This is a genomic window from Microbacterium sp. NPDC056234, assembly GCF_042267585.1.
In the GTDB taxonomy this organism is placed as follows: domain Bacteria; phylum Actinomycetota; class Actinomycetes; order Actinomycetales; family Microbacteriaceae; genus Microbacterium.
In genome coordinates, this window is the sequence record NZ_JBHJTE010000004.1 from 60,027 (window position 1) to 86,676 (window position 26,650).

20 protein-coding genes and 1 pseudogene are annotated in these 26,650 nt (G+C 69.0%); 9 read left to right on the forward strand and 12 right to left on the reverse strand.

Features of this window, described 5'->3' with window-relative positions:
* Positions 1-26: 26 nt before the first annotated feature.
* Genes ACFCYE_RS12255 through ACFCYE_RS12265 form a run of 3 tightly spaced genes read left to right on the forward strand, consistent with a single transcriptional unit; the run spans position 27 to position 4,584 of the window.
* Positions 27-1,925: an ABC transporter ATP-binding protein gene (locus ACFCYE_RS12255; protein ID WP_376179088.1), complete on the forward strand. Its 1,899-nt coding sequence runs from the start codon at positions 27-29 to the stop codon at positions 1,923-1,925.
* Entirely contained in the window at positions 1,922-3,730 is a 1,809-nt protein-coding gene (locus ACFCYE_RS12260; protein WP_376179090.1) for an ABC transporter ATP-binding protein, read from the forward strand. Before ACFCYE_RS12255 ends, ACFCYE_RS12260 begins: the two co-directional genes overlap by 4 nt.
* A gap of 50 nt (positions 3,731-3,780) precedes the next feature.
* Positions 3,781-4,584 carry a hypothetical protein gene (locus ACFCYE_RS12265; RefSeq protein ID WP_376179092.1) on the forward strand — a complete coding sequence of 268 codons (804 nt, stop codon included), beginning with the start codon at positions 3,781-3,783 and terminating at the stop codon, positions 4,582-4,584.
* Between the two features lie 86 nt (positions 4,585-4,670).
* Here ACFCYE_RS12265 and ACFCYE_RS12270 read toward each other — a convergent pair whose 3' ends face one another.
* The gene (locus ACFCYE_RS12270) at positions 4,671-5,129 is read right to left on the reverse strand and encodes a GNAT family N-acetyltransferase (protein WP_376179093.1); all 459 of its coding nucleotides are present in this window, start codon (positions 5,127-5,129) and stop codon (positions 4,671-4,673) included.
* A 129-nt stretch (positions 5,130-5,258) separates the two neighbouring features.
* On the opposite strand from ACFCYE_RS12270, the gene ACFCYE_RS12275 reads away from it, so the two are divergent.
* A complete protein-coding gene (locus ACFCYE_RS12275; RefSeq protein ID WP_376179095.1) occupies positions 5,259-7,475 on the forward strand; it encodes an NADP-dependent isocitrate dehydrogenase in 2,217 nt (738 codons plus the stop codon).
* Between the two features lie 76 nt (positions 7,476-7,551).
* On the opposite strand, the gene ACFCYE_RS12280 is transcribed toward ACFCYE_RS12275, so the two are convergent.
* The 3 genes from ACFCYE_RS12280 to ACFCYE_RS12290 all read right to left on the reverse strand — a co-directional run bounded on the left by ACFCYE_RS12280 (position 7,552) and on the right by ACFCYE_RS12290 (position 10,239).
* Positions 7,552-9,033 carry a L,D-transpeptidase family protein gene (locus ACFCYE_RS12280; RefSeq protein ID WP_376179096.1) on the reverse strand — a complete coding sequence of 494 codons (1,482 nt, stop codon included), beginning with the start codon at positions 9,031-9,033 and terminating at the stop codon, positions 7,552-7,554.
* Between the two features lie 193 nt (positions 9,034-9,226).
* Entirely contained in the window at positions 9,227-9,715 is a 489-nt protein-coding gene (locus ACFCYE_RS12285; protein WP_376179098.1) for a hypothetical protein, read from the reverse strand.
* A 116-nt stretch (positions 9,716-9,831) separates the two neighbouring features.
* On the reverse strand, positions 9,832-10,239 hold the full coding sequence (locus tag ACFCYE_RS12290; protein WP_376179100.1) for a RidA family protein: 408 nt from the start codon (positions 10,237-10,239) through the stop codon (positions 9,832-9,834).
* A 25-nt stretch (positions 10,240-10,264) separates the two neighbouring features.
* Between ACFCYE_RS12290 and ACFCYE_RS12295 the strand changes: the two genes are divergently transcribed.
* From ACFCYE_RS12295 to nagB, 5 genes are all read left to right on the forward strand, one after another.
* Entirely contained in the window at positions 10,265-11,482 is a 1,218-nt protein-coding gene (locus tag ACFCYE_RS12295; protein ID WP_376179102.1) for an amino acid deaminase, read from the forward strand.
* Complete coding sequence (locus tag ACFCYE_RS12300; RefSeq protein ID WP_376179103.1) at positions 11,473-14,715, forward strand: family 20 glycosylhydrolase; 3,243 nt, start codon at positions 11,473-11,475, stop codon at positions 14,713-14,715. The genes ACFCYE_RS12295 and ACFCYE_RS12300 overlap by 10 nt, the downstream gene beginning before the upstream one ends.
* A gap of 79 nt (positions 14,716-14,794) precedes the next feature.
* Positions 14,795-15,982, forward strand: a complete 1,188-nt coding sequence (locus ACFCYE_RS12305; protein ID WP_376179105.1) for an ROK family protein — start codon at positions 14,795-14,797, stop codon at positions 15,980-15,982.
* A 52-nt stretch (positions 15,983-16,034) separates the two neighbouring features.
* The gene (locus ACFCYE_RS12310; protein WP_376179106.1) at positions 16,035-17,012 is read left to right on the forward strand and encodes an ROK family protein; all 978 of its coding nucleotides are present in this window, start codon (positions 16,035-16,037) and stop codon (positions 17,010-17,012) included.
* The gene (gene nagB, locus ACFCYE_RS12315) at positions 17,005-17,784 is read left to right on the forward strand and encodes a glucosamine-6-phosphate deaminase (protein WP_376179107.1); all 780 of its coding nucleotides are present in this window, start codon (positions 17,005-17,007) and stop codon (positions 17,782-17,784) included. Before ACFCYE_RS12310 ends, nagB begins: the two co-directional genes overlap by 8 nt.
* A 19-nt stretch (positions 17,785-17,803) precedes the next feature.
* On the opposite strand, the pseudogene ACFCYE_RS12320 reads toward nagB, so the two are convergent.
* The 8 genes and pseudogenes from ACFCYE_RS12320 to ACFCYE_RS12355 form a co-directional block, all read right to left on the reverse strand.
* Positions 17,804-18,050: pseudogene (locus ACFCYE_RS12320) on the reverse strand (IS481 family transposase); the annotation flags it as partial.
* Entirely contained in the window at positions 18,047-18,796 is a 750-nt protein-coding gene (locus ACFCYE_RS12325) for an alpha/beta hydrolase (protein ID WP_376179109.1), read from the reverse strand. The pseudogene ACFCYE_RS12320 and the gene ACFCYE_RS12325, both read right to left, overlap by 4 nt.
* Positions 18,797-19,001: 205 nt before the next feature.
* On the reverse strand, positions 19,002-19,403 hold the full coding sequence (locus ACFCYE_RS12330) for an NUDIX domain-containing protein (RefSeq protein WP_376179111.1): 402 nt from the start codon (positions 19,401-19,403) through the stop codon (positions 19,002-19,004).
* The gene (locus ACFCYE_RS12335) at positions 19,400-20,761 is read right to left on the reverse strand and encodes an FAD-binding oxidoreductase (protein ID WP_376179112.1); all 1,362 of its coding nucleotides are present in this window, start codon (positions 20,759-20,761) and stop codon (positions 19,400-19,402) included. The genes ACFCYE_RS12330 and ACFCYE_RS12335 overlap by 4 nt, the downstream gene beginning before the upstream one ends.
* Positions 20,758-21,129, reverse strand: coding sequence for a YrdB family protein (locus ACFCYE_RS12340; RefSeq protein WP_376179113.1), 372 nt, complete (start codon positions 21,127-21,129; stop codon positions 20,758-20,760). Before ACFCYE_RS12340 ends, ACFCYE_RS12335 begins: the two co-directional genes overlap by 4 nt.
* Before the next feature lie 9 nt (positions 21,130-21,138).
* Entirely contained in the window at positions 21,139-23,559 is a 2,421-nt protein-coding gene (locus tag ACFCYE_RS12345; RefSeq protein ID WP_376179114.1) for a sigma-70 family RNA polymerase sigma factor, read from the reverse strand.
* A 412-nt stretch (positions 23,560-23,971) separates the two neighbouring features.
* Complete coding sequence (locus tag ACFCYE_RS12350; RefSeq protein ID WP_376179116.1) at positions 23,972-25,123, reverse strand: N-acetylglucosamine-6-phosphate deacetylase; 1,152 nt, start codon at positions 25,121-25,123, stop codon at positions 23,972-23,974.
* Entirely contained in the window at positions 25,120-26,619 is a 1,500-nt protein-coding gene (locus ACFCYE_RS12355; RefSeq protein WP_376179118.1) for a family 20 glycosylhydrolase, read from the reverse strand. The genes ACFCYE_RS12350 and ACFCYE_RS12355 overlap by 4 nt, the downstream gene beginning before the upstream one ends.
* Positions 26,620-26,650 lie beyond the last annotated feature (31 nt).

Genomic DNA, 26,650 nt, shown 5'->3' on the forward strand with positions numbered 1-26,650 from the left:
TTCTCGCCTCGTCACTCCTGAGAGTCATGTCTGCCACGCCTGCCCCGCATATTCCTCCTTCCTCCTCCTCTCTCTCCACTCCCGCCGCACTCTGGCGGCTGAAGCCCTTCGTCCGCCCGATCGTCTGGCGTCTCGTCGGCGGCGCCGCAAGCGCGCTCGCCGCGGCGATCATCGCTCTGATGGTGCCGATCGTGCTCGAGCAGGTCGTCCGCGGCCTCGACACTCCCACCGAGGTCGTGAACCTCGGGCTGATCGTCGGCGGCGCCGCCGTGGTGCTGCTGCTCGGGTTCGGCGAGGCAGCCATGGTGTGGCTGCGCCGCTGGTTCGTCCTCACTCCGGCGACCGAAGTCGAGTTCCGCATGCGCTCGGAGATCTACGCGCGCCTGCAGACTCTGCCCGTCGCCTTCCACGACCGCTGGCAGTCCGGCCAGCTGCTCAGCCGGATGATGCAGGACATCGGCCTCATCCGTCGCTGGATCGCCTTCGGCCTCATCCTTCTCGTCGTCAACGTGCTGACGATCATCATCGGCTCCGTGCTGCTGTTCCAGTGGCACTGGATGCTGGGGGTCATCTTCCTCGTCACCGGCGTGCCCATGTGGATCCAGGGCTACCTGTTCGAGAAGCGCTACGGCGCCCTCGCCAGGCAGAGCCAGGACCAGGCCGGCGACCTCGCCACGAGCGTCGAGGAGAGTGTGCACGGCATCCGCGTTCTGAAGGCATTCGGTCGCGGTCAGCACGCACTCCGCCGCTTCAGCTCCCAGGCCGAGTCGCTGCGGGAGACCGAGCTCAACAAGGCGCGTGCCGTCGGGCGGATCTGGTTCTGGCTGGATCTCATGCCGCAGGTCGCCTTCGGGCTGAGCCTGATCACCGGCATCTGGCTGGTGTGGCAGGGGCAGATCGATGAGGCCCAGCTGTTCGCGTTCTTCGCGATGGCGACCGTGCTGCGCTGGCCGATCGAGTCGATCGGCTTCCTGTTCTCGTTCATGCTCGACGCCCGCACGGCGACGGACCGCGTGTTCGACATCTTCAACGAGACGAACTCGATCACCGACCCGGAGAAGCCGGTGCACATCGCCGAGCCGCGCGGTGAACTGGCGTTCGAGAACGCGCACTTCCGCTATCAGGACGCCGGTGCGTCCGAGCGCGATCTGCTCGACGGCATCGACCTCGTGCTGCGCCCCGGCGAGACCATGGCGCTGGTCGGACTCACCGGCTCCGGCAAGACGACGCTCACGACCCTGCCCGCACGTCTGTACGACGTCACGGGAGGCCGAGTGACGCTCGACGGCGTCGACGTGCGCGATCTGCCGCTGGCCGAGCTGCGCACCCACATCGCGATGGCCTTCGAGGACGCGACGCTGTTCTCCGCGACCGTGCGCGAGAACGTGCTGCTCGGCCGTGCAGATCTCGACCCGCACAGCGAAGAGGGCGAGCGCGTCATGCGCGAGGCGCTCGACGTCGCCCAGGCCGCATTCGTGGACGCGCTGCCCGAGGGCACCGAGACCATCATCGGCGAGGAGGGTCTGAGCCTGTCCGGCGGCCAGCGGCAGCGCCTCGCTCTCGCCAGAGCGGTCGCCGCCGCACCGAAGGTGCTCGTGCTGGACGACCCGCTGTCGGCACTGGACGTCGACACCGAGGCGCTCGTGGAGGAGGCGCTGCGTCACGTGCTCGCCGAGACGACGGCACTGGTCGTCGCGCACCGGCCGTCGACCGTGGCGCTCGCCGACCGCGTCGCGCTGCTGGAATCGGGCAGGGTCACGGCGGTGGGCACCCACAGCGAGCTGCTGAGGACGAGCTCGCACTACCGGCACGTGATCTCGAGCCTCGAAGCCGAGGAGGCCGCCAGGACAGGGGCCATCCCGATCATCACGGAGGAGATGCTTGCGCAAGCTCCGGCCACCGAGGACGAGGAGGTGCAGGCATGACTCTCACGGGAACCCAGGGCGAGGATCGCTCCAACTACACCCGCGAAGAGAGCCGCGACATCCGGCGCCGCTCGCTGCGCCTGCTCGGCTCGCTGATCACCCCGCTGCGCACGCGGATCACGCTCGCCGCGGTCGTGCTCGTCGTCTCGACCGCACTGCAGGTGTCCGGCCCGATCCTCATCGGCATCGGCATCGACCGGGCTCTGCCCGTGCTGCTGGAGCAGACCGATTGGATGCCGGCGATCGTCGTCACCGTCGTCTACATCTTCGCCGGTGCCACGGCTGCGGCCCTGATCGGCTGGTACGTCGTCATCGCGGCGCGCATCACGCAGGCCGTGCTGCTGGATCTGCGCAAGCGCATCTTCCTGCACACTCAGAAGTTGAGCCTCGAGTTCCACGAGTCCTACACGTCGGGGCGCATCATCTCGCGCCAGACCAGCGATCTCGACTCGATCCGCGAGCTGCTCGACGGCGGCCTGAACAACCTCGTCTCCGGTGTGCTGTTCGGAGTCTTCACGTTCATCGCGCTCGTGATCGCTGACTGGCAGTCCGGGCTCATCCTGCTGCTCGCCGGCGTGCCGCTGGCGTTCCTGATGCGCTGGTTCTACTCGCGTTCGCAGCTGGTGTATCGCGAGTCGCGGGTCATCAGCGCGAAGGTGATCGTGCAGTTCGTCGAGACGATGACGGGTATCCGTGCCGTGAAGTCGTTCCGCAAGGAACCGCGCAACGACAAGACGTTCCGCAAGCTGGCCGGCGACTACCGCGACGTGAACCGACGCTCGATGGTGCTGTTCGGCACCTTCGAACCCGGCCTCATGGCTGTCGCCGCGCTGACCACCGCGTTCGTGGTGCTGTGGGGCGGGATGCGAGTGTCGACCGGAGCCATCGGCATCGGTGTGCTGCTGAGCGCGGTCCTGTACGTGCGGAACTTCTTCGCGCCGATGCAGGAGATCGCGATGTTCCTGAACTCCTACCAGTCGGCGACGGCTGCGCTGGAGAAGGTGTCCGGCGTCCTGGAGGAGGTTCCGACGGTTCCGGATCCCGCGAAGCCGGTGGATCTGTGGGAGTCGCGCGGTCACATCTCGTTCGACGAGGTCACCTTCGGGTACAACGGCGAGAAGACGATCCTGCCGAACTTCTCCCTCGACATCCCCGCCGGGCAGACCGTCGCACTGGTCGGCACGACGGGTGCGGGCAAGTCCACGCTGGCGAAGCTGATCTCGCGGTTCTACGACCCGTCGAAGGGACGCGTGACGCTGGACGACGTGGATCTGCGATCGCTGCACCCGAAGGATCTGCGTCGGGCGATCGTCATGGTCACCCAGGAGGCCTACCTGTTCAGCGGCACCGTCGCGGACAACATCGCGCTCGGCAAGCCGGACGCCACGCTCGACGAGATCCGTGCGGCGGCCAAGGCGGTCGGGGCCGATGAGTTCATCTCATCGCTGCCGGACGGCTACAGCACGGACGTGAACAAGCGCGGCGGTCGCGTGTCGGCCGGTCAGCGTCAGCTGATCTCGTTCGCTCGTGCCTTCCTGGCCGACCCTGCCGTGCTGATCCTCGACGAGGCGACGGCGTCGCTGGACATTCCGTCGGAGCGGCTGATCCAGGACGCCCTCCAGACGCTCCTGGCCGACCGCACCGCGATCATCATCGCGCACCGCCTGTCGACGGTCGCGATCGCCGACCGCGTGCTCGTGATGGAGCACGGTCGCGTGATCGAGGACGACAGTCCTGAGGCACTGATCAACGGCACGGGCAAGTTCGCCCAGCTGCACGCGGCCTGGCAGGAGACGCTGGTCTGATCCGAACCGGGACGGATGCCGAGGCATCCGTCCCGGTTAGCATGAAGGGCATGGACCCCCTGCTGCTGGCCGAGTTCTGGTGGGCGGCACCGGCGGCTGTCGGTGCCGTGGGGGCCGGTGCGTGGGGAGTGCACAGAGTGAACGCCGAACGACGACTCGCATACGATGCCGCCAAGTTGGAGCTGCGCGCGGCGATCTCCGCGGCGATCGCCGCACAGAACGCCGCCCGGGTCGCGAAGGCTGATCTCACCCGGGTGTCCGCCGACCGGGCGGCGTCGAGGGCGAGCCTGGAAGACGTGAACCGCGCTCGGCGAGACCTGCAGAGCGCACAGCGCGAGGCGAAGGCGGCCACTGCGGCGGTCAAAGCGCTGCGTGCCCGCGTGACGGCGGCGAGGGCCGAGATCCCGTCGCGGACGGAGCCGACACCGCTCGAGCGCCTGCGCTCTGAGCACGACACCGTGCTGGTGCGCTGGATGCAGTACGAGACCGACCCGGCACGGCTCATCGCGTATCCGACGATGAGCGACGGGCACGTGCCGCAGACGGCGGCGTTCCTGTCGGCCCTCGAGCATGCCCAGGACAGCAGACCGGCACCCGGGAAGGTGACCCCCGCCGAATTCACCGCATACCGGCTGTCCGTCGTGCGTCTGCAGCGCGCCTTCGACGACGCGGAGAACGCGGCGCACATCGCCGCGGGGGAGCGTTCGCCGATCGGCCCCGGGTGGCAGGACGCGGCGCAGCAGGTCATCACGCTGTCTGCTGATGTGCTCGATCGCGCGGCCGCTGCCGCGGCATCCGCTATCGCCGCCTGGCGCGACCGCTCACGTCCCGGCGGCGACGAGAACGTCCGCTGAGACCGCCCGCGCCGGTGTCTGCGGGCGCGCTGAAGGAGGCGACGGGGTCTCGGTGGGGGAGGGGATCCGAGGCCCCGCCGCCGGTCTCAAGAGTCGATTCTGATCTCGGCGATGACCTCGCCGTACTCCGTCTCACCGACGGGGGAGAAGCCGACTCGGTTGAAGAAGGCCTCCGGGCCTCCTTCGCCGGCTTCGTAGATGACGTCGACGTGATCGAACTCGCGTCGTCGCGCCTCTTCGACGAGTGCTTCGACGGCGAAGCGGCCGACGCCGCGACCCTGATCGTCCGCGTCGACGTTGATCCGCCACAGGACGGAGCGGAAGTGGTCCTCCGGCGCCTCGGGGTCGAAGTTCGCGCTCACGAAGCCGACGACCTCGTTGCGGTCGAGGATGACGCGCTGCCACGACGTCTTCGGATTGATCACCGTGGCGGCGATCCCGTACGAGACCGGAGCGAGGAACTGCTCCTGCCCGGGCTTCAGGGACAGGTTGTTGACCGCGACGATCGTCGCGGCGGACAGTTCGACCACACGGAGTTCCGACATAAGCCCAGGGTAACCGCTCCCGATGGTTCTGACACCAGAGGGCGGGACGAATCCATCGGATGAACGGCGCAGCAGGCCCTCAGGTATCTTGGTATCGAGACAAATGCCCTCGTGAACGGAGATCTCCCGGTGACCGACGACGCCATCATCTACACCTACACCGACGAGGCCCCGGCTCTGGCCACCGCTTCGCTTCTGCCGATCGTGAAGGCGTACGCCGGAAAGGCCGCCATCGCGCTCGAGACGCGTGACATCTCGCTCGCCGGACGCATCCTGGCCGCGTTCCCGCAGCGGCTGAGCGCCGACCAGGAGGTCTCCGATGCTCTCGCCGAGCTCGGCGGGCTGGCCACGACGCCCGAGGCCAACATCATCAAGCTGCCGAACATCTCGGCATCCATCCCGCAGCTGAAGGGCGCCATCGCCGAGCTGCAGTCCCAGGGCTTCGACGTCCCCGACTTCCCCGACGAGCCGTCGACGCTCGAGGAGAAGGACGTGCGCGCCCGCTACGACCGCATCAAGGGCTCCGCCGTGAACCCCGTGCTGCGCGAGGGCAACAGCGACCGACGCGCTCCCCTGGCCGTGAAGAACTACGCGAAGAAGCACCCGCACCGCAACAAGGCCTTCGCCGAAGGGTCCAAAACGCGCGTCGCCACGCTCGGTCACGACGACTTCAAGGCGAACGAGAAGAGCTGGGTCGCCCCGGCCGACGATGTGCTGACGATCCAGCACGTCGCAGAGGACGGCACCACCACGGCGCTGAAGGAGAACCTGAAGGTCCTTCCCGGTGAGATCGTGGACGCCACGTTCCTGTCCGCCGCCGCTCTTGACGCCTTCCTCGCCGAGACGCTCGCCGCGGCCAAGGCCGACGACGTGCTCTACTCGGTGCACCTCAAGGCGACCATGATGAAGGTCTCCGACCCCATCATCTTCGGCCACGTCGTCAAGGCGTACTTCGCGGATGTGTTCGCCCAGCACGGCGACGCACTCGCAGCCGCCGGCCTGAGCGCGAACGATGGACTCGGCTCGATCCTGTCCGGACTGGCCGATGTCGAGGGCGGCGAGGCGATCGCCGAGGACTTCTTCCGCGCCATGCAGAACGGCCCGCGGCTGTCGTACGTGAACTCCGACAAGGGCATCACGAACCTGCACGTTCCCAGCGATGTCATCGTGGATGCCTCGATGCCGGCGCTCGTCCGCAACGGCGGCAAGCTGTGGGGCGCCGACGGCGGCGAGGCCGACACGCTCGCGGTCATCCCCGACTCCTCGTACGCCGGTGTCTACCAGGCGACGATCGACGACGTGATCGCGAACGGTCCGCTGGACCCCGCCACGATCGGCACCGTGCCGAACGTGGGTCTGATGGCCCAGGCCGCCGAGGAGTACGGCAGCCACGACAAGACGTTCGAGGTCACCGAAGCCGGTCGCATCCAGGTCGTCACGTCGGCCGGTGATGTCGTCATCGAGCACACCGTGCAGCCGGGCGACATCTGGCGTGCCACGCAGACCAAGGACATCGCGATCCGCGACTGGGTGAAGCTGGCCGTCTCGCGCGCCCGCGCCACGGGTTCGCCCGCGGTGTTCTGGCTCAACGCCGACCGCTCGCACGATGCCGCGCTGATCGCCAAGGTGGACGAGTACCTGAAGGACCACGACACCGAGGGCCTCACGATCGAGATCCTCGCTCCCGAGGATGCCACCCGCTACTCGCTCGAGCGTCTGCGCCGCGGCGAGGACACGATCTCGGTCACCGGCAACGTGCTGCGCGACTACCTCACCGACCTGTTCCCGATCCTCGAGGTCGGCACCAGCGCCAAGATGCTCTCGATCGTCCCGCTGCTCGCCGGTGGCGGACTGTTCGAGACCGGTGCAGGTGGCTCGGCTCCCAAGCACGTGCAGCAGCTCGTCGAGCAGAACTACCTGCGCTGGGATTCGCTGGGCGAGTTCTTCGCGCTGGCGGCGTCTCTGGAGCACTTCGCGGACTTCGCAGGCAACGAGAAGGCACGGGTGCTGGCTGAGACGCTGGATGCCGCGACCGGCACGTTCCTCGAGGAGGACCGTTCGCCCGGCCGCGCGCTCGGCACGATCGACAACCGCGGCAGCCACTTCTACCTGGCGCTGTACTGGGCGCAGGAGCTGGCGAAGCAGACGAAGGATGCCGAGCTCGCCGCCGCGTTCGCCCCGATCGCCGAGGCGCTCACGGCCAAGGAACAGGACATCGTCGCCGAGCTGAACGCCGTGCAGGGCTCGCCCGCCGACATCGGTGGCTACTACCGTCCTGACGCAGCGAAGGTCGAGGCGATCATGCGCCCGTCCGCGACGTTGAACGCGGTGATCGACGCCCTCTGACCGACGGCACGGAAAAGGGCGGATGCTTCGGCATCCGCCCTTTTCGTCGTTCCGTGCGTTCGCGACGCCGCCAGCGTCAGTTGTGCACGTTGACCTCGAGGCCGTCCGGTGCCCACTCGTACACCCACTGGGCAGCCGAGACGGGCATGTTCACGCATCCGTGGCTCATCACATTGCCGAAGTTGTTGTGCCAGTAGGCCCCGTGGAACGCCTGGTCGCCGTTGAAGTAGGTGACCCAGGGGACGTCCTTGGTGCGGTACTTGGTGCCGTCGCCGTTGTTGCCGACCATGTCCTGGATGCGCACGTGAGCACGGATCTTGTAATTGCCGGTCTCGGTCTCGTGACCCGGCTTGCCGGACGAGATCGCCCACGAGTTGACGAGCTTGTCGTTCTCGTAGAAGTTGGCGCGCTGCGCTCCGAGGTCGACTTCGGCACGACGCACGACGGCGGTCGTCTCGAACGGAGTCTCGGTGACCGCGAGTGCGAAGTTGGCGTTGCCGTCGGCCAACTGCGCGGCGAAGTCGTCGGCGACCGTCGAGGTGTCGCCCAGGGCACGGCCGGTCTGGCCTGCGGTGACCTCGCGGAGCACGTTGCCGCTCGAGTCGGTGATGTTCGAGGCGTTGACCGGCGCGCGGTCGACGGCCGCGGCGAGTCCGTCCACCGTGGCCTGGATCACTGCAGGATCGGCCTCGACGACGAGTTCTCCATCGACGTTCTCGACGGTCAGCCAGGTCGCGGCCACCGCCGGAGCCACGGGTACCGTGCGCTCTTCGCCGACGTAGAAGCCGATGCCGGCGAGCATCGTGTTCAGCTCGGTCGCCGTCGCCTGCGCGGTCTCGGTGGAGATCTCCGGGAGAGCCTCGGTCGGATCGCCGGTGAACTCCAGGTCGGACCTGCCGTCGCCGATCGCCTCGACGAAGGCGGTCGAAAGCGCATCGACGTTGATGCCGGTGCCGGATTCGGCCGGTGTGACGATGTAGGTGCCGCTCGCGGCGTCGAAGACGACGGTGGCGTCGGTGGCGTCGGTGAACGAGGCCGGCGACGCGGAGCGCAGAGCGCTCGCGGCTGCCTCGGTGTCGAGCGTGATGGTCGCCGGAATCGCCTCGCCGCCCCACTGAGTGACGTTCCAGAGCGGGTGCTCGGCGAAGGCCTGTTCGGCGAGGGCTTCGGCGTCGACGGATGCGCCGAGGTCGGCGCCGGTGACGACGGCGTCGTCGCCCATGCCCGTCAACGTGACCTGAGTCTCGGCGAGCCGGTTGCTGATCGTCTCGGCGGCCATGCCGGGGGTGAGCCCACCGACCTGGATGCCGGCGACGCTCGTACCAGGGGCGATGAGGATCATGGAGGCCGCGGCGGCGCCGAGCGCGACGACTCCGGCGCCGATGCCGACCCACAGGCCGACGCGCTTCTTCTTGGGTGCCGGCTCGAGCGGAGCCCACTCCGCGTGCTGGTCCCCGGGGGGAAGCTCTCCGTTCGCGGAGGCACCAGAAGGAACGGTCTCGGTGATCACCGCGGTCTTCGCGGTGTCTGAGCCGGATGCTGCAACAAGATCGGTCACGATCTCACCCCCCGTGATCGGCGTGACACGTATATCCCTCCATGTTAGAGGATCGCTTATCACGGAAAGGCAACGGTCGGCAACTTCACCGCCGTCGGTCAGGAACAGCGCGGCATCGGTCGCGCCTGGCGCAGAACGGCGGATGCCCGCGACCACGAGGGTCGCGGGCATCCGTCGAAGGCGGTGCGCTGGATCAGCCTGCGCAGAGGGTGCTGAGGGCGGTCGAGGATTCCGTGATGTCGGTGGTGATCGTGGTCATCTCGGATGCGACCGACATGTCCTGATCGATCAGGACGGCCGACAGCACGTCGCGCATCTGGCCGAAGTCCTCGTAGAGAGCCGTGACCGCCTCCTTGACCTCGGCGTTGTTCACCGAGTCTGCGGCAGCACCGATGGCGTCGACCGTCTCGGTGAACGCGTCGACCGTGCCCTGCGGGTCGGCAGTGGCGGCTTCGATGTCGAGGCCGGCCAGCGTGGAACTGGCCTCGGCGACCTGCGCATTGGCGGCGGCGCACGCGTCGGCGACCGACTGGTCACCGGTGTTGTCGTTCTTGTTCTCCGCCGGTGCCTCGCTCGACGAGGACTCCTGGGACCCCTCGGACGCGCTCGGCGTTCCCGAGCATGCGGTCAGGCCGAGGACGGCGACAGCCGCGATGGTCCAGGCTGCGATCTGGCGGTTCATAGATTTCCCCCTGTGGTGGCGCACTGCGATTCGGTGCTGATTCTCCGGTCGCTTCCAGTCAATCACAGCAGCCGGAACGTCCCGACGGGCAGAGCTGCCCACCGCGCCGATGCAGGTCAGGCGTCGACGATGGCGATGCCGTCGATCTCGACGAGCATCTCCTCGCGGGGGAGCCCGGTGAAGACGGTGGTGCGCGACGGCAGGACGCCGCTGGTCGTGTGGGCCTCGACGAAGGCGCCGTAGGCGTCGTTCATGATCGCGAAGTCCTCGCGCTTGGTCAGATAGACGCGCAGCATCACGACGTCGTCGAATGCCGCTCCCGATGCTTCGATGATCGCCTTGACGTTCTCGAGCGTGCGAGTCGTCTGCGCTGCGACATCGCCGGGGAAGAGATACTCGTTCGTCACCGGGTCCACCGGGCCCTGGCCGGAGACCTGGACGAACGGGCCCTTGCGGATGCCCTGGGAGAAGGTGTGCGCCGGTGCGGGGGCGGCGTCGGTGGTGACACGGATCTTCGAGCTCATGGCTTCAGCCTAGTAGCCTTGTTAGGTGCCTCTACAAATTCCGGACCCCGTGCTCGGCCCCTGGACCAAGGCCTTCCCCGCTCGCGCCCACGGACTTCGACTGTCCGAGGTGGCGGATGCCGGCCTGCGGCTGTCGGAGTTCTCCACACCCGTGATGACGATCCACGAGGAGGCGTTGTCGCACAATGAGCGGACGGTGTTCGACTGGGCCGGCGACCTCGGCATCCTGCTCGCCCCGCACGGCAAGACGACGATGGCGCCGGCGCTCTGGCAGCGACTGCTGGATGCCTGGGCATGGGGGATCTCGGTCGCAACCCCGTGGCAGGCCGGCGTCGCCGTCGACGCCGGTGTGCGCACCGTGCTGATCGCGAACGGCGTGACGGATGCCGATGCAGCCGCTCGGCTCGGTGAACTCCTCGCGCAGACCGAAGGCCTCCGCGTGCTCTGCTGGGCGGACTCAGAGGACGCGGTCGCGATCCTGGCAGATGCGGTCTCCGACACGGCCCATCCTCTGGACGTGCTCGTCGAGCTGGGAGGATCCGGGGGCCGCACCGGCGCTCGGACCATCGACGAGGGCGAGCGCATCGCCGACGCCGTCTCCCGGGCCCCCGGGCTCCGCCTGGCCGGCGTCGCCGGGTACGAGGGGCCATTCGGACCCGACAGGACCCCGGCATCCGTGGCCGCGGTCGATGCCTATCTGCAGACCCTCGTAGACCTGCACGAGCGGCTGGATTACCCGGCTGGCATCCGGCCGATCCTCTCCGCCGGAGGCAGCTCGTTCCCCGATCGGGCGGCGGCCGTGCTCGCCCCGCGCCGCGCGAAGGCCGATGTCGTCCTCAGGTCCGGCGCCTTCCAGATCCACGACGACGGGTTCTACACCCGTATGTCGCCGTTCGGCGCCGCCGTGCCGACGGCGCCGCTGCGCTCGGGGATGCACGCGTGGTCCAGGGTCGTCTCGCATCCGGAGCCGGGACTGGCGCTGCTGGATGCCGGGCGCCGCGACGTCCCCTTCGACATCGACCTCCCGGTGCCCCAATCCGTCGCCGGACGCATCACCGCGTTGAACGACCAGCACGCGTTCCTGAATCTCGACGACGGTGCGGAGATCGCGGTCGGCGACGTCGTGCGGCTCGGGCTCTCGCACCCCTGCACGGCCTTCGACAAGTGGCGGGTCGTCGCGGTGATCGACGACCCGGACGCCGAGGACCCTCGTGTGATCGGCGCGGTGGCGACATGCTTCTGAGCGCTGAGCAGGCGGCCGCCGGCCGCGTACGGGTGTACCGCGGCGTCGACGTCGTGGACGGCACGGGAGCCGAGCGATTCACCGCAGATGTCGCAGTCGAGGGCGCGCGTGTCGTCGGCATCCGTCGCCCCGGCGAGGACGACTTCGGCCTGCCGGAGGGGGCGGTCGAGGTGGAAGCCGCCGGGCTCGTGCTCGCCCCGGGTTTCATCGACATGCACGCTCACAGCGATCTGGCCGTGCTCCGAGGAGCCGAGCACACCGCAAAGGTCCGGCAGGGGGTCACGTGCGAGGTCATCGGCCAGGACGGCCTCGGCTACGCGCCTCTCGACGACCGCGCCGCGGCGGCCATCCCTGCGCAGATCGCCGGATGGAACGGGCGCGCCGACGTCGCGTGGCGGTCGATGGCCGAGTTCCTGGACGCGATCGGTGCGGCCACTGCGGCGAATGTCGCTGTCCTCGTGCCGCAGGGCAATCTGCGCATGATGGTCGTCGGCCACGAGGATCGCGCGGCCGAACCGCACGAGCTCGCACGCATGGCCGCGCTGCTGGATGCGGCGCTGGACGCCGGCGCGTTCGGGATGTCCAGCGGACTGACGTACACACCGGGGATGTACGCCTCGACCTCCGAGCTCGAGACGCTGTGCCGCGTCGTCGCCGAACGCGGCGGGTACTGGGCGCCGCATACGCGCAGTTACGGAGCCGCCGCACTCGACGCGTATCGGGAGGTGCTCGACATCGGCCGACGGACCGGCTGCCCGATCCATCTCACGCATGCGACGATGAACTTCGCTCCGAATCGAGGGCGCGCCGGAGACCTGCTCGCACTCGTCGATGAGGCGATCGCCGATGGCGTGGACGTCACTCTCGACACCTATCCGTACCTGCCGGGAGCCACGACGCTCGCGGCGCTGCTGCCGAGCAGACTGGCCGCCGGCGGGGATCTCGTCGCCTCGATCGCCGCGCTGGATGCGGCGGGCCGCGAACAGGTGCGCGTCGAGCTGGAGGACGTCGGCTGCGACGGCTTCCACGGCGAACGCGCCGACTGGTCGGTCATCGAGATCTCCGGCGTCGGCGATCCGGCTCTCGCCGATCTCGTCGGCCGTCGCGTCGACGAGATCGCCCTCGCTCTGGGGCGTCGCCCGGTGGACGTGGTGCTCGACACCGTGGTGCGCGATGCCGCGGCCACCGGCATCCTCATGCACATCGGCGACGAGCAGAACGTCAGGTCGATCATGCGGCATCCGCGGCACAGCGGCGGCAGCGACGGCATCCTCGCCGGCGACAAGCCGCACCCGCGCGGCTACGGGACATTCCCGCATTATCTCGGCCACTATGTGCGCGAACTCGGTGTGCTGAGCCTCGAAGAGGCCGTGCAGCACCTGTCCGCGACGCCGGCGCGCCGACTCGGCCTCGACCTGGGCGATGCGCCGCGCGGCGTCATCCGACCGGGTGCGACCGCCGACCTCGTGCTGTTCGACCCGCAGACAGTCGGCGCGGGTGCGACCTTCGACGAGCCGAGAGCCGAGCCCGTGGGGATCCTCGAGGTTCTCGTCGGGGGAGTGCCGGTGATCGAAGCCGGCTCGCCGACCGGTCATGCCCCTGGCTCCGCGCTTCGCAGCGCTCCGCCCGCCCACCGCGCCGTTGTGCCGCGTCTCGACGTCGACATCGACGCCCAGGCCGAGCCGTTCGTGCTCGCGGCCGGCACGCGCATCGAAGCCTCGGACGAATTCGGGGACGTGATCGACCGCCTGCGGGAGACCCTCCAGCTGCGCGAGGAGGCGGCGTCGGATGCCGGGACCATCGCTCTGCTGCAGGATCCCGCCCAGACCGACCAAGAGTCGTTCCGCATCGAGGTCGATTCGGCGCGCATCGAGGTGCACGCCGCCGACGCGGTCGGCGCCTTCCGCGGCGTCATGGCGCTGCGGCAGCTCCTGCCCCCGGAGAAGGTGCACGGAGCACGGCTTCCCGCAGGACGATGGCGGGGGGCTCCGGCGTTCGGCTGGCGGGGCGCGATGCTCGACGTCGCGCGTCATTTCCGTCCTGCCGCCGACATCCGGCGCCTGATCGACGTGCTCGCGGCCCACCAGCTCAACATCCTGCACCTGCATCTCACCGACGATCAGGGCTGGCGGTACGAGGTCCCTGGCTACCCGCGGCTCACAGAGGTGGGCGCTCGCCGCGCTGCCACGCAGCGGGGTCACGGCCCGCTCGCCACCGTCGAATCGGGGGTTCACGAGGGGTATTACACGACGGCAGAGCTGCGCGATCTGGTCCGCTACGCCGCTGAACGCTTCATCACCCTGGTACCCGAGGTCGAGCTGCCGGGCCACGTGCAGGCCGCGCTCGCCGCATACCCCGCGCTGGGCAACACGGATGCCTCCGAGGCCGTCGAAGGACCCTGGGAGCGATTCGGCGTGAACGAGCGGACGCTGGCGCCCACCGAGGGATCGCTCGCCTTCGGCCGCGCCGCGATCGACGCCCTGTGCGACGTCTTCGACTCGCCGTGGATCGGCATCGGCGGCGACGAAGTGCCGGTGACCGAATGGGAGCGCAGCGCCGCGGCGCACGAGCGCATGAGCGAGCTGGGTCTGGAGTCCGCGAAGGACGTGCAGCCGTGGTTCACCGCGCATCTCGTCGCGCACGTCCGCGCGCGCGGACGAACGGCGCTGGCCTGGGACGAGGTGCTCGAGGGAGATGTGCCCGAGGGCGTCGAGATCCTCGCCTGGCGCGCACCGGTGGCGCTCGAGGAGGCGCTGGACCGCGGCATCCCTGTCATCGCCTGCCCCGATCTGGAGGTGTACCTGGACTACCGCCAGTCCGACTCGTCGGACGAGCCGGTGCCGGTCGGTCCGCCCCTGACGATCGAGCACGCGTACACGCTGCGCATCGACGAGCGCGCGCTCGGCGGCCAGGCGAACACCTGGACCGAGCACCTGCCGACGCGTGATCGGGTCGATTACGCGATGTTCCCTCGGCTCTCCGCCATCGCCGAACGACTGTGGGTGGGCGGCGAGCCAGGGGAGTGGGACTCGTTCGAACGTCGCCTCCCAGTGCAGTTGCGCCGTCTGGCCGGCCTCGGGGTGCGGTATCGTCCACTCGACGGTCCGTCTCCCGATCAGCGTCGACCTGGCGTTCCGGGCAAGCCGATGAGCGTAGAGGCTCGGCAGCAGATCGTCGCCGACCTCGTCTCCGGTCTCGGTTCGCACGGTGGGTCAGGGGGCGCTCGCCGCTAGGTAACGTTTCGGTAACCCTCCATCGCGCCGACCTCGCAGAGGTTGCGCAACTCTATGTTCGTAAGGTCTACTAACAAACATGTCCGAATCGGATGGGATGCGTGTGCCGGCGGCGGCTGAGTACACCGGCGCCACAGCGCACGGATTCGCGGGTGCACGGCACCTCCGCTCACGCGCGAAAGTGCTGCCGGAGCATGCACGCGGACACAACCGCGCCCTGGTGCTGCAGACCCTGTACCACGCCGGCGCGATGAGTCGCGCCGATCTGTCGCGCGAGACCGGTCTCACTCGCGTGACCATCTCGGACCTGGTCGCGGAGTTCATCGCTGACGGAATCGTCGTCGAGAAGGGCATTCGCGAGACCGCGGGCCCCGGTAAGCCGCCGATCCTCATCGACATCGATCGCGAAGGCCACCAGATCATCGGTCTTGATCTGTCCGGCCCTGAGGCGTTCCACGGTGCCGTACTCAGTCTCGACGGCGAGGTGCTCGAGCGCCGCGAGGTTCCGCGACCCGCGCAACCGGACGGCGCAGCGACATACGACGCGCTGGTCGATCTCGCCCGTCAGCTGATGGCGGCTTCGACGACGACGCTGCTCGGCGTCGGCGTCGGAACACCGGGCATCGTGCGCCCTGACGGAGTCGTGATCGAATCCCCGAACCTCGGGTGGACCGACTTCCCACTCGAGGCGCGCCTGGGCCTCGACCTGGATCTGCCGGTGACGGCGCGCAACGACGCCAACGCGGCTGTCCTGGCCGAATACACGTTCGGTGAGGCGCGGGCCGACGTCATGCTGATCAAGATCGGCCGCGGCGTCGGCGCAGGTCTGATCACCGGCAGCCAGCCTCTGCTCGGCAGCCGTTTCGCCGCAGGAGAGATCGGACACGTCGTGGTCGGCACCGATGGCGGTCCGCGGTGCGTGTGCGGCAAGGACGGATGCCTTGAAGCGTGGCTCAGCGGCAGCCGGCTCGCCTCCGCCATCGCGGCGGCTCCGGAGTCGCGCGACGACCTCCTCCGCGATGCGGGGACGAGGATGGCCGTAGCGATCGCGCCCATCGTGAGTGCGCTGGATCTCTCCGAGATCGTGCTCTCCGGGCCCGCCGATCTGCTGGACGACACCTTCTTCGATGCGGCGACGGCGACGCTGCGCGCGCGCACGCTGGACGGCGTGTTCGACGACGTCGTCATCCGACTCACCCGCCAAGACGACATCGTGCTGCGGGGAACCGCCGTCATGGTGCTCTCCGGCCAGCTGGGCGTCTCGTGAGGCGCGCTTCGACGTCACCTGAGGTCGCCGCAGAGTCTGGCCGCGTCCGCTGATGGGCCAGCACACGAGCACCGGCCTGCGCGGTCGGGCGATTCGAGTGGGCCTCGATGTCGGCGGAACCAAGACCGATGCGGTCGCTGTGGCTCCAGACGGCGACATCCTCGCGCGCGTGCGACGCCCGACCGGATGGGGCGACGAGGCGGTCATCGCCAGCATCCTCGAGAGCGTCGCCGCGCTCTCGCAGGAGGGCGGTTTCGCGGCTTCGGAGCTCGGCTCCGTCGGCGTCGGCATCCCCGGCCTCGTCGAGCCGGGCACCGGACGCGTCCTGCACGCGGTGAACCTCGGCGTCGAATCATTGGACATCTCGGCGCGCGCCGGCGAGGTGCTGCACGTGCCGATCGCCGTCGAGAACGACGTCAAGGCGGCGGCTCTCGGTGCGGCCGCTCTGCGCGGCGACGGCGCATCGATGGCGTACCTCAACCTCGGCACCGGCGTAGCAGCCGGCATCGTGGCCGATGGTCTGATCTGGCGCGGCATGCACGGCACCGCAGGGGAGGTCGGCCACCTCAGCGTCGACCCGGCCGGACGGCTGTGCGGCTGCGGCCAGCGGGGCTGCGTCGAGACGCTCTGCGGAGGCGGCGCGCTCGCGAAGGCGTGGGGGCGACCCGGTGCGCTCCCGGTGCGCGACATCTTCGACGCCGCCGAAGCAGGGGATGCGCATGCGATCGCGCTGCGCTCCGACCTGGCGCGGGGGGCGGCGGCTGCGGTGCGCATCCTGGTCCTCTCGGTCGACGTGGAGACCGTCGTCATCGGCGGAGGGCTCACGGCGCTCGGCGATCGCCTGCATGCCGACATCGTCGAGACACTGCGACGCGAGGCGGACGGGTCAGCGTTCATGCGCTCGCTGCGCCTCGATGAGAGGATCGAGCTGCTGCCCAGCGGCTCCCCGGCGGCGGCGCTCGGCGCAGCGCTCGTCGGCGCATCGGATTCTGCCCCCGTACCTGACAAGGAGATCGTGTCCCATGGCTGAAGTCGTCATCGTGGAGAACAGCACTGCGGCAGGCGCCCTGGTCGCGGAGGAGATCGTCGCGCTCATCGCCAGTCGGCCGGATGCCGTCCTCGGGCTCGCCACAGGGTCGACTCCGTTGCCGGTCTACCAGGCGCTGCAGAGTCGGCTGGCAGGCATCGATGTCTCCCAGGTGCGCGGTTTCGCTCTCGATGAGTACGTCGGCCTCGATCCGGCGCATCCCGAGAGCTACCGGTCGGTCATCACGAGCGAGGTCGTCGAGCCGCTCGGCCTCGATCCGCAGCGGATCCATGTTCCCAATGGCGCATCGGACGGCATCGAGCACGCGGGTCCTGACTACGAGGCCGCGATCGCCGCTGCCGGCGGTGTGGATCTGCAGATCCTCGGTATCGGCACCGACGGGCACATCGGCTTCAACGAGCCGGGTTCATCGTTCGCGTCGCGCACACGGGTGAAGACGCTCACGCAGCAGACCCGCGAGGACAACGCTCGGTTCTTCGACTCCATCGAGGACGTGCCGATGCACTGCATCACCCAGGGGCTCGGCACGATCCTGGAGGCGCGTCACCTCGTGCTGCTCGCCTTCGGCGAGAGTAAGGCGCAGGCCGTCGCGGATGCCGTGGAGGGGCCGTTGTCCGCGTTCCTGCCTGGTTCGGCGATCCAGCTGCACGCGCACGCGACGGTCGTCGTCGACGAGGCCGCCGCATCGAAGCTGAAGCTCGCGGACTACTACCGCTACACGTTCGCCAACAAGCCGGCGTGGCAGGGCATCTGAGCCGCGCCCGCGCGGTGTAGGGGGCAATGAAGCGTCGACGATTCAGCCCGAATGGTCCGGCGTGACGGTGCGTCGGCTGATGTGGACCTGCTCGTGGCGGAGTTCGAATGCGATTCGAGATGCCGACCAGTCGTCTTCACGGCGCATTCTTTCGATCCGCGTCACCACGTCGCGATTGCCCGCGAGATGACCATCTCGCGGGCAACGTGAGCGATCGGACGGGATCGGCAGCGTTCGACGAGCCGATGGCGTCCCTCAACTGTCAGGCTGAGCCGAGATGGCGGGCGAAGAAGCCAGCGGCATCCTCACCCGCGAATTGCGGGATGCCTGTGTGGCCGCCCATGTTGGCGTAGAGGGTCTTCTCAGTGGATCCGAAGGCCTCGAAGAGATCAAGAGCCATTCCCCGATCATTCCCCTCGTCATCCCACTGGAGGAGAACGTGCAGCGGGATGGTGACCTGACGCGCCTCCTCCATCGTCAGGCGCGGCACGTAGCTGCCGGCGAAGAGTCCGGCTGCCGCGATACGTGAGTCTATGGCGGCGAGGCGTGTGCCGATCGCGATCACTCCGCCCGAGAAACCGACCTTCTCGCCGAACTCAGGGCGGTCGAGGACCTCGTCGAGAGTGATCTGCCACTCTGGTACCGCCTGATCGACGAGCGGAAGAATCAGCCGGTCGATAACGTCCGCTCCGGGCCGGTCGCCATTGGAAAGTGCATGGATGAGGTCTGCTCGAGCCTGCTCCACGCCGGGTAGCGGGGTGCGGTCGCCCGCACCAGGCATCTCTATGGAGACCGCAGCGAAGCCTTGCGCAGCGGCGCTGAGCGCCCGTGCAACCAGACGGGGATACATCCGTCGGATCCCGAACCCGCCGGGCTGGCCCATCAGGATGAGGGGAACCGGCGTGGACGAGGACGCTGCTGGTGGCGTCCACAGAATGCCGGAGAAATCACGGAGAGTGAACTCGCGCTCGGTGATGCCTTCGTCGAGAATCTGTTCAGAAGTGAAGTGCATGGTCGTGCCTTTCGGGAGTGCGGCAAATATGCGGCGCTCCCAGACGACCTATCGCCCGACCGTGACTCCCCGGAGGAGCACCAACGTCAATTCGTTCACGGGTACCACCTCCTCGAATTCCTGCACGGACGCCCCAGCGTATCAGCGCCCAGCCGAGCTCGCGAGAGCGCACGCTCAGACGTCGACAGCCTCATGGCGACGACAGCTAAGCATCCGGCCACGCCAGCGGGAGCAGATGCTCCAGGCTGAGAGGGGCCAGCGGCAGCGTGGCGATGTCAGCGGGCGTGATCCAGCGCAGTTCGGCGAGTTCGGCCTGCGCCGTGACCTCGTCCGGTTCGGCGCGCATCGCGAAGGCGGCGGCGATGACGCGGTGTCCAGGCTCGTTCGCGGCATCCGAGATGAATTCGCCCAGAGGAGTGAGGTCGGTCTCTGCGACTCGGAGGCCGAGCTCCTCCTCGAGCTCGCGGGCGAGGGTCTGCGCCGGGCTCTCGCCGTGCTCCGGCTTGCCTCCAGGCTGCATGAAGCGCACCGTGCCCTGTTTACGCACGACCAGCACACGATCGTCGGAGTCGCGGATGATCGCCGCGCTCACATGGATGTCCGTCATGAGGCTGTGAACACCTTTCCGGGGTTGAGGATGCCGGCAGGGTCGAACACTCGCGCGATGTCGCGCTGCAGCCGCCATTGGTCCTCGCCGAGCTCTTCGGCCAGCCATCGGCTCTTGAGAGTGCCGATGCCGTGCTCGCCGGTGAGCGTGCCGCCGAGGCCGATAGCCGCGCGGAACAGTTCGTCGGCGGCGGCCCAGACGTGGTCAGGGACATCGGGGCCGTCGAAGATGAAGTTCGGGTGCAGGTTGCCGTCACCGGCGTGCACGACTGTGGGGATCGTCAAGCCGTAGTTGTGCTCGATCCGGGTGATCTCGTCGAACATCGCCGGCAGCGCGCTGCGCGGTACGGAGACGTCCTCGATGAGTGTGGTGCCCAACGCCGCCATCGCTGCGTGCATCGAACGGCGGATCGTCAACAGGCGTTCGCCTTCGGCTGGGTCGTCGGAGAGGGTCACGGCGCCCCCGTGGGCAACCAGGAGTTCCGCGATGCGGTCGGCTTCCTCGCGCGCGGCCGGGCCGTCCGTCTGGATGGTCAACTGTGCCGATCCGGTGGCCGGCGCGGGGAGCACGAGCAGTGCGTGCACGGCCGCGAGCGCCGCGGCATCCATCAGTTCCATGATCGCGGGCTGGATGCCTGCGGCCGTGACCGCAGCGGATGCCGTGGCTGCTGTTCTCGCGTCTGAGAAGACGGCAGCGATCGCGCACGTGGTGCCGGGAGTGAGGCGGCGCAGCTTCAAGGTGGCGCCGACGACGACGCCGAGCGTGCCCTCCGATCCGATCACCAGCGAGGTGAGGTCGAGCCCGGTGACGCCCTTGACGGTACGGTGCCCGAGGTGGAGCAGGCGCCCGTCGGCGAGTACGAGATCGATGCCGAGGACCGCGTCCCGCACGACTCCGTACTTCGCGCAGAGCAGTCCACCGGCACCTGTGGCGATGTTGCCGCCGACGGTCGAGATGTCGCGGCTGGCCGGATCCGGGGCCCACCACACTCCGTGCGGGGCGAGCGCCGCGTTGAGGTCGGCGTTGAGGATGCCCGGTTCGACGACTGCGAGCAGGTCATCGGGTCGGATTTCGTGGATCCTGGCCATGCGGCGCGTGGACAGCACGATCTCGCCCGTGCCCGCGTTTGCGGCGCCGGCGAGTCCGGTGCCTGCACCGCGGATGACGACCGGAGTCCCGGTCTCGGTGGCGATCCGCATCGTCTGCTGGACGTGCTCGACGGTCTCGGCGTGCACGACAGCGAGCGGTCGGCCGACGGCGGCGTGACCAGAGCGGTCGGCGCGTGCGCCTTCCAACGACGCGTCGGACACGTCGACGATGTCGCCGAGTGCCGCGCGCAGCGCCGCGAGAGCGCTCATGCCAAGGATCGCCGCCCGGCGATGACACCGGCAGTGATCGCGACGACCGCGAAGACGGAGCCGATCACGGCCTGGCCCATCGACCACCAGGCGATCGTGACGCCCACGTACAGCAGCAGTTCGACGATGGCCCGCAGGAACGGGTGCAGGTGCAGCACCGGTCGAGGGGACAGGAACAGCGCCCACACCACCAGCACGACGACGGGGGCGCCGATGCCGAGGATCAGGTTCCACGGCAGCTCCCACGTCGCGAAGCCCCACAGGGCGAGCGAGGCGAGCGCCACCAGCAGGATGATGACCCGGATGATGTCGAGCGGGGTGACGTTCGGGCGGTTCACGCCCGGTTCGGCCGGTGTCTCCTGGGTCATGCTCCCAGTCTATTCGGCGGGGGCGGTCGCCTCGTCTGCGGGGGCGGGCGACTCGATCGGGAGGGCCGCGTCGGCAGGTGGGGCCGGCTCGCTCGCGGGAGCGACCTGCTCGGCGACGGGAACGGTTGGCGTCGTTGGGGGCGTGGGTTCCTCGACGGGGCCGACTGTCGTCGGCTCGTCGGTCGTCGGAGGCACGGGACTAGTGGTCGAGTCGGGTGCGGTCTGATCGTTCGGGCTCGCCTCGACCGAAGGCGCCTCTACGGGGACCTCCTCGTTCGGTGGTGGCTCGACGGAGGTGCCGGCCTCCGGGGTGGGAGCCTCAGGCGCAGGGTCCTCGATTGGTGGCGCCTCTGTATCAGGCTCGTCTTGACCCGCGGGCGGAGACTGTTCCTGAGGGGCTTCGTCCGAAGGAGAGAGTGTCCGGTCCTGAAGTGCTCTCAAAGTCGTTGTGGCCGACGGTCCGACTGACCCGTCACCCAGCCTGTACTGAAAGGTCACAGTTGTCAGAGAGGGAAACAGGTACTGACCGAGATTCGGGCGAAGGTCGATCGCGCCCGCTCCTGCCGCGTCGAGTTCGATGGTGTCGCCACCGCCACGCTCGCCGTCGAGTAGCGCTTCGACGGTTGCTCCAGGAACTCCGGAAACGGGAATGGAGTAGTGAACTTTCGTCCCTTCCCACCATTCCGCGGCCCTTCCGAATACCGGAGCTTCGGTGGGGATCTCAGGATCCGTGGGCGTGGGCTCGGGTTCCGTGGGCGGCTCGGTCGGCTGCGGGCTGGGCGTCGGCTCAGGCTCCGGGGCCGGCGTGGGCTCCGCCGGAGGTGGGGTCGGCTCCGGGGTCGGAGACGGTTCCACCGGGGGCTCAGTCGGCTCAGGCTTCGTGGGGGGCTCAGTCGGCTCAGGCTTCGTGGGCGGCTCAGTCGGCTGCGGGCTGGGCGTCGGCTCAGGCTCGGGGGCCGGCGAGGGTTCCACAGGTGGCTCGGTCGGCTGCGGGCTAGGAGTCGGCTCCGGAGAGGCGGGCGGGGCAACCGGCGGATCCGACGGCTCCACCGGCTCTTCGGGTGCCTCGGGTGCCTCGGGTGCCTCGGGTGCTGCCTCGCCGCCGGAGTCGGAATCCTCAGGTGCGGGCGCGACTGGGGTCGCCAGCGGCGCCTCGACGACAGGATCTGTATCGGGAGCCGGTGCCTCGCCGGCATCCTCGTCCTCGATCGGCTCGTCGATCACGAGCACCTGGTCATCGAAGGCTTCGAGATCCTCGTCCGGGCCGACCTCGGCCGGGATCGAGGGCGAATCGGCGACATCGCCGGCGCTCGGCAGGCTCGTCATCGCGGGCGTCGAGATAAGACCGGGCATGATCGCCGCAGCGGCGACGACACCCGCGACGATCAGCGCCGCTGTTCCGACTCCGACGAGCGCTCCGATGCCGGTGACTGCTCCCGCCGTCGCGCCGGCCGCCCCGCCGCCGACCGCGCCGGCACCGCCGGCTGCACCACCTGCACCGCCCGCACCGCCGGTCGAACCGGATCCTGCGGATGCCCCGGCCACGGCCGCGCCCCCCGACCCGGACACGACGACCGCCCCTTCGACGACACTGGAGGGCATCGCGGCCAGCGCCACGATCGGCGCTGAGCCGCCCTGGAGCGTGGCCAGGTAACCGGCGGACCCCGCCACGCCCAGCACGAGCGGCAGCAGCACCATCGCCAGGCGCTGCGAGACGTCCTTCGCTTCGGCGACGACGATCATGCAGCGCGCGCAGTCCGACAGATGCTCGTCGAGGCGCTTCCGGTCGCGGTTGCTGAGATTCCCGCGTGAGTAGGCGCCCATGTGCTCGATGCTCCACTGGCACTCCGAGCCTGGAGCGGCGCTGCGCAGGTGCGCCTGGATCCAGGCTTCACGCAGCCCCTCGCGCGCGCGGAAGGCGAGCTGCGCGACGGCCCCGGCCTTCATTCCCAGCAGCGGAGCGACCTCGGCCGGCTTCATCTGCTCGATCTCGGTGTACCAGAGCACCTCCTGCCAGCGGGAGGGGAGGCTGCGGAACGCCTGCGCGGTGAGGCCGCGATCGAGGGCCTCGTCGGTGGCCTGCTCCGTCGTGTCGGGGTCGGCGACGGCATCCATCTCGTCGATGGCAGTCTCGCGACGTGCCTTGCCCCAGGCGGCCGCGGTGTTGCGGATGCTGGTGAACAGATAGGCGCGGAACGACCCGTTGGGCCCTCCGCCCTTGAGGATGGCGTTGTAGATGCGCGTGTACGACTCCTGGACGAGGTCGTCCGGGTCGAGAGAAGACGTGATCGATCGCGCCACGGCGATCCCCGATGGGTAGTGCCGCCGCCAGAGTTCGCCGAAGGCCTTCCGGTCGCCCGACCGGGTGCGCAGGATCAGATCGGCGTCAGCGATCTGCGCGTCGTCGTTGTTCTCGTTAGGCACAGTCATCCAGGTCTCGTGGAGCGTCGGGTCGGCTCCACAGGAAGAGACGCGCGAATCGGGTCCCCATCACGCGCCTCGTCTATTCTCACCCCGTTTTCCCAGCCTGACCAGCCCTGTGGACAACTCGGAGCGAACTCTCTGCGAGGAGCCGCGAGAAACGGCGAAAAGAATTTCTTCGAATCGCGTGATGATTCGCCTTCGACCCCGTCTCATCAATCAGAGCACGCTGTGCGATCTCCACCGGGGGGCGGAGATCACGCAGCGCCGGCGCGAGGGGCAATTGCGTCGGCTCAGGGCGGGCTCGGGACCCTCGGGGGAGGAGTTCCCGAGCCGCCCGCTCGTTCTGGAGGGAGCATGGCCGCCGCTGGCTGGGGCGCGGCGGCCTCCTTCCGCGAAGCTGCGGGTGCGTCACGTGCGGTCACGCCGCTCGGCGGCCTCCCACCCACACGTGCCGCACCTGCAGCCGCGCGTCAAGCAGAACGGCATCCGCGAGCCGTCCCCGCTCCAGACGTCCGAACCTTGCGCTTTCGCCGATGACGGATGCCGGTGTGTCGGTGAGCGCTCGTACGGCGGCGGCGAGCGGCACTCCGGCCTGGACGGCGCGCTGCAGCGCGACATCCTGGGTGAGCGTCGAACCGGCGATCGAGCCGGTCGCATCGGTCCGGGCGATGCCGTCCGCCACCGTCACCTTGACCGCACCCAGGTCGTAGCGGCCGTCCTCGCTCCCCGCTGCCGCCATCGCGTCCGTCACCAGCGCGACGCGATCCGGGGCCATGTCGAAGACGAGTTTGATCACGTGCGGGTCGAGGTGCACATTGTCGGCGATCGCCTCGAGCACGACGCGCGGATCGGCCGCGGCCGCGAGCACAGGGCCCGGTGCGCGGTGATGGATGCCTCGCATGGCGTTGAACGCGTGCGTGAGGATCGTCGCGCCGGCGTCGAACGCGGTCGCGGCGATCTCGGCATCCGCGTCGGTGTGTCCGACCGCCGCTGCGGCGCCGGCGGCGACGATCAGGCGGATCGCCTCGATTCCGCCGGGCAGTTCGGGGGCGATCGTGACCTGGCGGACGGTGCCGCGCCCGGCGTCCAGCAGACGCCGGACGTCCTCGGTCGCCGGCGCACGCAGCAGGGTCGGCTCGTGAGCGCCCTGATGGCCTGGATCGAGGAAGGGGCCCTCCAGGTGGGAGCCGAGGATCTCGGCATCCGACTCGGTCAGCTCCGCGATCTCGGCCACACGGCGGGCCAGGTCGTCGACTGACGCCGTCACGAGCGAGATGACCGCGCGCGTCGTGCCGTGCGCCCGATGCAGAGCGCGAGCGGTGCGGATGGCCTCGACGCCGTCGTCGTACGACGCGCCGGCCCCGCCGTGTCCGTGGATGTCGACGAAACCGGGGGTGAGGACGGCGTCGGGTCCGGCGACCTCTGACGCATCGACGACCTCGTCCGCAGCGGTCCAACTCGCACCGGTGCCGCTGTCCGCCACTACGCCGTCCTCGAAGCGGATCCAGGCGTCATCCGTCTCCAGGCCGTGCGAGATCAGCCGGGCGGAATGGATCACCGTTGCGGTCATGGCGTGCTCCAGTCGATCTCGGCGGGGCGGTGTCCTCCCCATCCTTCGCCATCCCAGACCTCTCCGAGCGCGCCGACGCGCTCACGGAACGAGTTCCAGTCCTTGGCGGATGCCGGAGACCAGGCGATCTCGGCCAGGGCTGCGGCGCGGGGGAAGAAGAGCTGATCGATGTCGTCGAGCGTCTCGAGCGTCTCGGCCCAGAGCGGCCCCTCGACGCCGAGGACGGCGGACGGATCCAGGCCGGGGACGATCGTGTCCGGCTCCCAGGAGTACGCCGTCTCGAGGTCGATGACGGCGGCCCAGCTGAGTCCGAGCGGGAACTCGGGTGTGTACTTCATGTCGAGATAGGCGCGCGTGGAGGGCGACAGGATGACGGAGCCGCCTCGGTCGGCGAAGCGGCGCGCGTGTTCGGCGTGCTCGTCCGTGGGGATGTCGCTTCCCCAGAACTGTCCGACGGTTCCTTCGGCGACGACGGCGGATCCTGCCTCGTGCCACGCCACCGGTGTCTTGCCCACCTCGGCCGTGAGCGCGGTGATGCGTTCCACGAACGCGTCGAAGTCGGCCTGCGGCGTGCCGAGGCATTCATCGCCGCCGACGTGCAGGTACGGACCAGGCGTGATCTCGGCGACCTCCCGGAGCACATCGCGCAGGAACTCCCACGTCGACTCCTCGCGGATGCGCACCGAGGAGTGGCCGACACCCCAACCCTGGTACGGCTCGCCCGCGACGGGCAGAGGCTGGCCGAGAGACTCCGACTGCGCGAGGAGCATGTCGTTCATCACCGGAACTTCGACGATCTCCGGGTAGGCGAGCCCGATCGCGTGCGTGTGGCCGGGGAGGTCGATCTCCGGGACGACGACCATGTGGCGCGCGGCCGCATACGCGATGATCTCGCGGAAGTCGTCCTTCGTGTAGAAGCCGCCTGGCCGGCCCAGCACGGAGGTCCCCGAGGCCTTCTCGGTCAGCAGCGGGCGGCTGTCGATGTGCAGACGCCAGCCCTGATCGTCGGTGAGATGCAGGTGGAGGTGATTGAACTTGAGCGACGAGGCGCGGTCGATGAACGCCTTCACCGTGGCGACGTCGAAGAACGTGCGCGCCACGTCGAGCATGACGCCCCGATAGGCGAACCGCGGCGCGTCGAAGATCGATACCCGCGGGATCGACCACGCGCCGGCGTCCTCGCGCAGCAGCTGTCGCAGAGTCTGGATGCCGTAGAACAGGCCGGCCGGCGAGCCGATGAGTTCGACGCGTTCTCCGACCTCGAGGCGGTACGCCTCATCAGAGGCGCCGGTGGCGCGCACGACGATGTCGCCGCGGACCGGTGCGTCGGATGTGACCTCCGGCCGGAGGCCGGCGCGCTGCGCGAGCAGGTCGGAGAGGGCGGATGCCGCGGCATCCGCACCGTCGACGATGACGATGCGCGTGGCGGGGGAGAGGGCGAAGGTTCCGGAGTCCGCCGTGACGGACGAGGGCAGAGGTACAAGAGTAAGGACCATGAACAAAACCTACCCGTGGCGGTGGCGACAT

Coding starts and splice junctions, on each gene's coding strand:
- ACFCYE_RS12255 (WP_376179088.1), top strand. CDS start 27: ATGTCTGCCACGCCTGCCCCGCATATTCCTCCTTCCTCCTCCTCTCTC.
- ACFCYE_RS12260 (WP_376179090.1), top strand. CDS start 1,922: ATGACTCTCACGGGAACCCAGGGCGAGGATCGCTCCAACTACACCCGC.
- ACFCYE_RS12265 (WP_376179092.1), top strand. CDS start 3,781: ATGGACCCCCTGCTGCTGGCCGAGTTCTGGTGGGCGGCACCGGCGGCT.
- ACFCYE_RS12270 (WP_376179093.1), bottom strand. CDS start 5,129: ATGTCGGAACTCCGTGTGGTCGAACTGTCCGCCGCGACGATCGTCGCG.
- ACFCYE_RS12285 (WP_376179098.1), bottom strand. CDS start 9,715: ATGAACCGCCAGATCGCAGCCTGGACCATCGCGGCTGTCGCCGTCCTC.
- ACFCYE_RS12290 (WP_376179100.1), bottom strand. CDS start 10,239: ATGAGCTCGAAGATCCGTGTCACCACCGACGCCGCCCCCGCACCGGCG.
- ACFCYE_RS12300 (WP_376179103.1), top strand. CDS start 11,473: ATGCTTCTGAGCGCTGAGCAGGCGGCCGCCGGCCGCGTACGGGTGTAC.
- ACFCYE_RS12305 (WP_376179105.1), top strand. CDS start 14,795: ATGTCCGAATCGGATGGGATGCGTGTGCCGGCGGCGGCTGAGTACACC.
- ACFCYE_RS12310 (WP_376179106.1), top strand. CDS start 16,035: ATGGGCCAGCACACGAGCACCGGCCTGCGCGGTCGGGCGATTCGAGTG.
- nagB (WP_376179107.1), top strand. CDS start 17,005: ATGGCTGAAGTCGTCATCGTGGAGAACAGCACTGCGGCAGGCGCCCTG.
- ACFCYE_RS12325 (WP_376179109.1), bottom strand. CDS start 18,796: ATGCACTTCACTTCTGAACAGATTCTCGACGAAGGCATCACCGAGCGC.
- ACFCYE_RS12330 (WP_376179111.1), bottom strand. CDS start 19,403: ATGACGGACATCCATGTGAGCGCGGCGATCATCCGCGACTCCGACGAT.
- ACFCYE_RS12335 (WP_376179112.1), bottom strand. CDS start 20,761: ATGAGCGCTCTCGCGGCGCTGCGCGCGGCACTCGGCGACATCGTCGAC.
- ACFCYE_RS12340 (WP_376179113.1), bottom strand. CDS start 21,129: ATGACCCAGGAGACACCGGCCGAACCGGGCGTGAACCGCCCGAACGTC.
- ACFCYE_RS12345 (WP_376179114.1), bottom strand. CDS start 23,559: ATGACTGTGCCTAACGAGAACAACGACGACGCGCAGATCGCTGACGCC.
- ACFCYE_RS12350 (WP_376179116.1), bottom strand. CDS start 25,123: ATGACCGCAACGGTGATCCATTCCGCCCGGCTGATCTCGCACGGCCTG.
- ACFCYE_RS12355 (WP_376179118.1), bottom strand. CDS start 26,619: ATGGTCCTTACTCTTGTACCTCTGCCCTCGTCCGTCACGGCGGACTCC.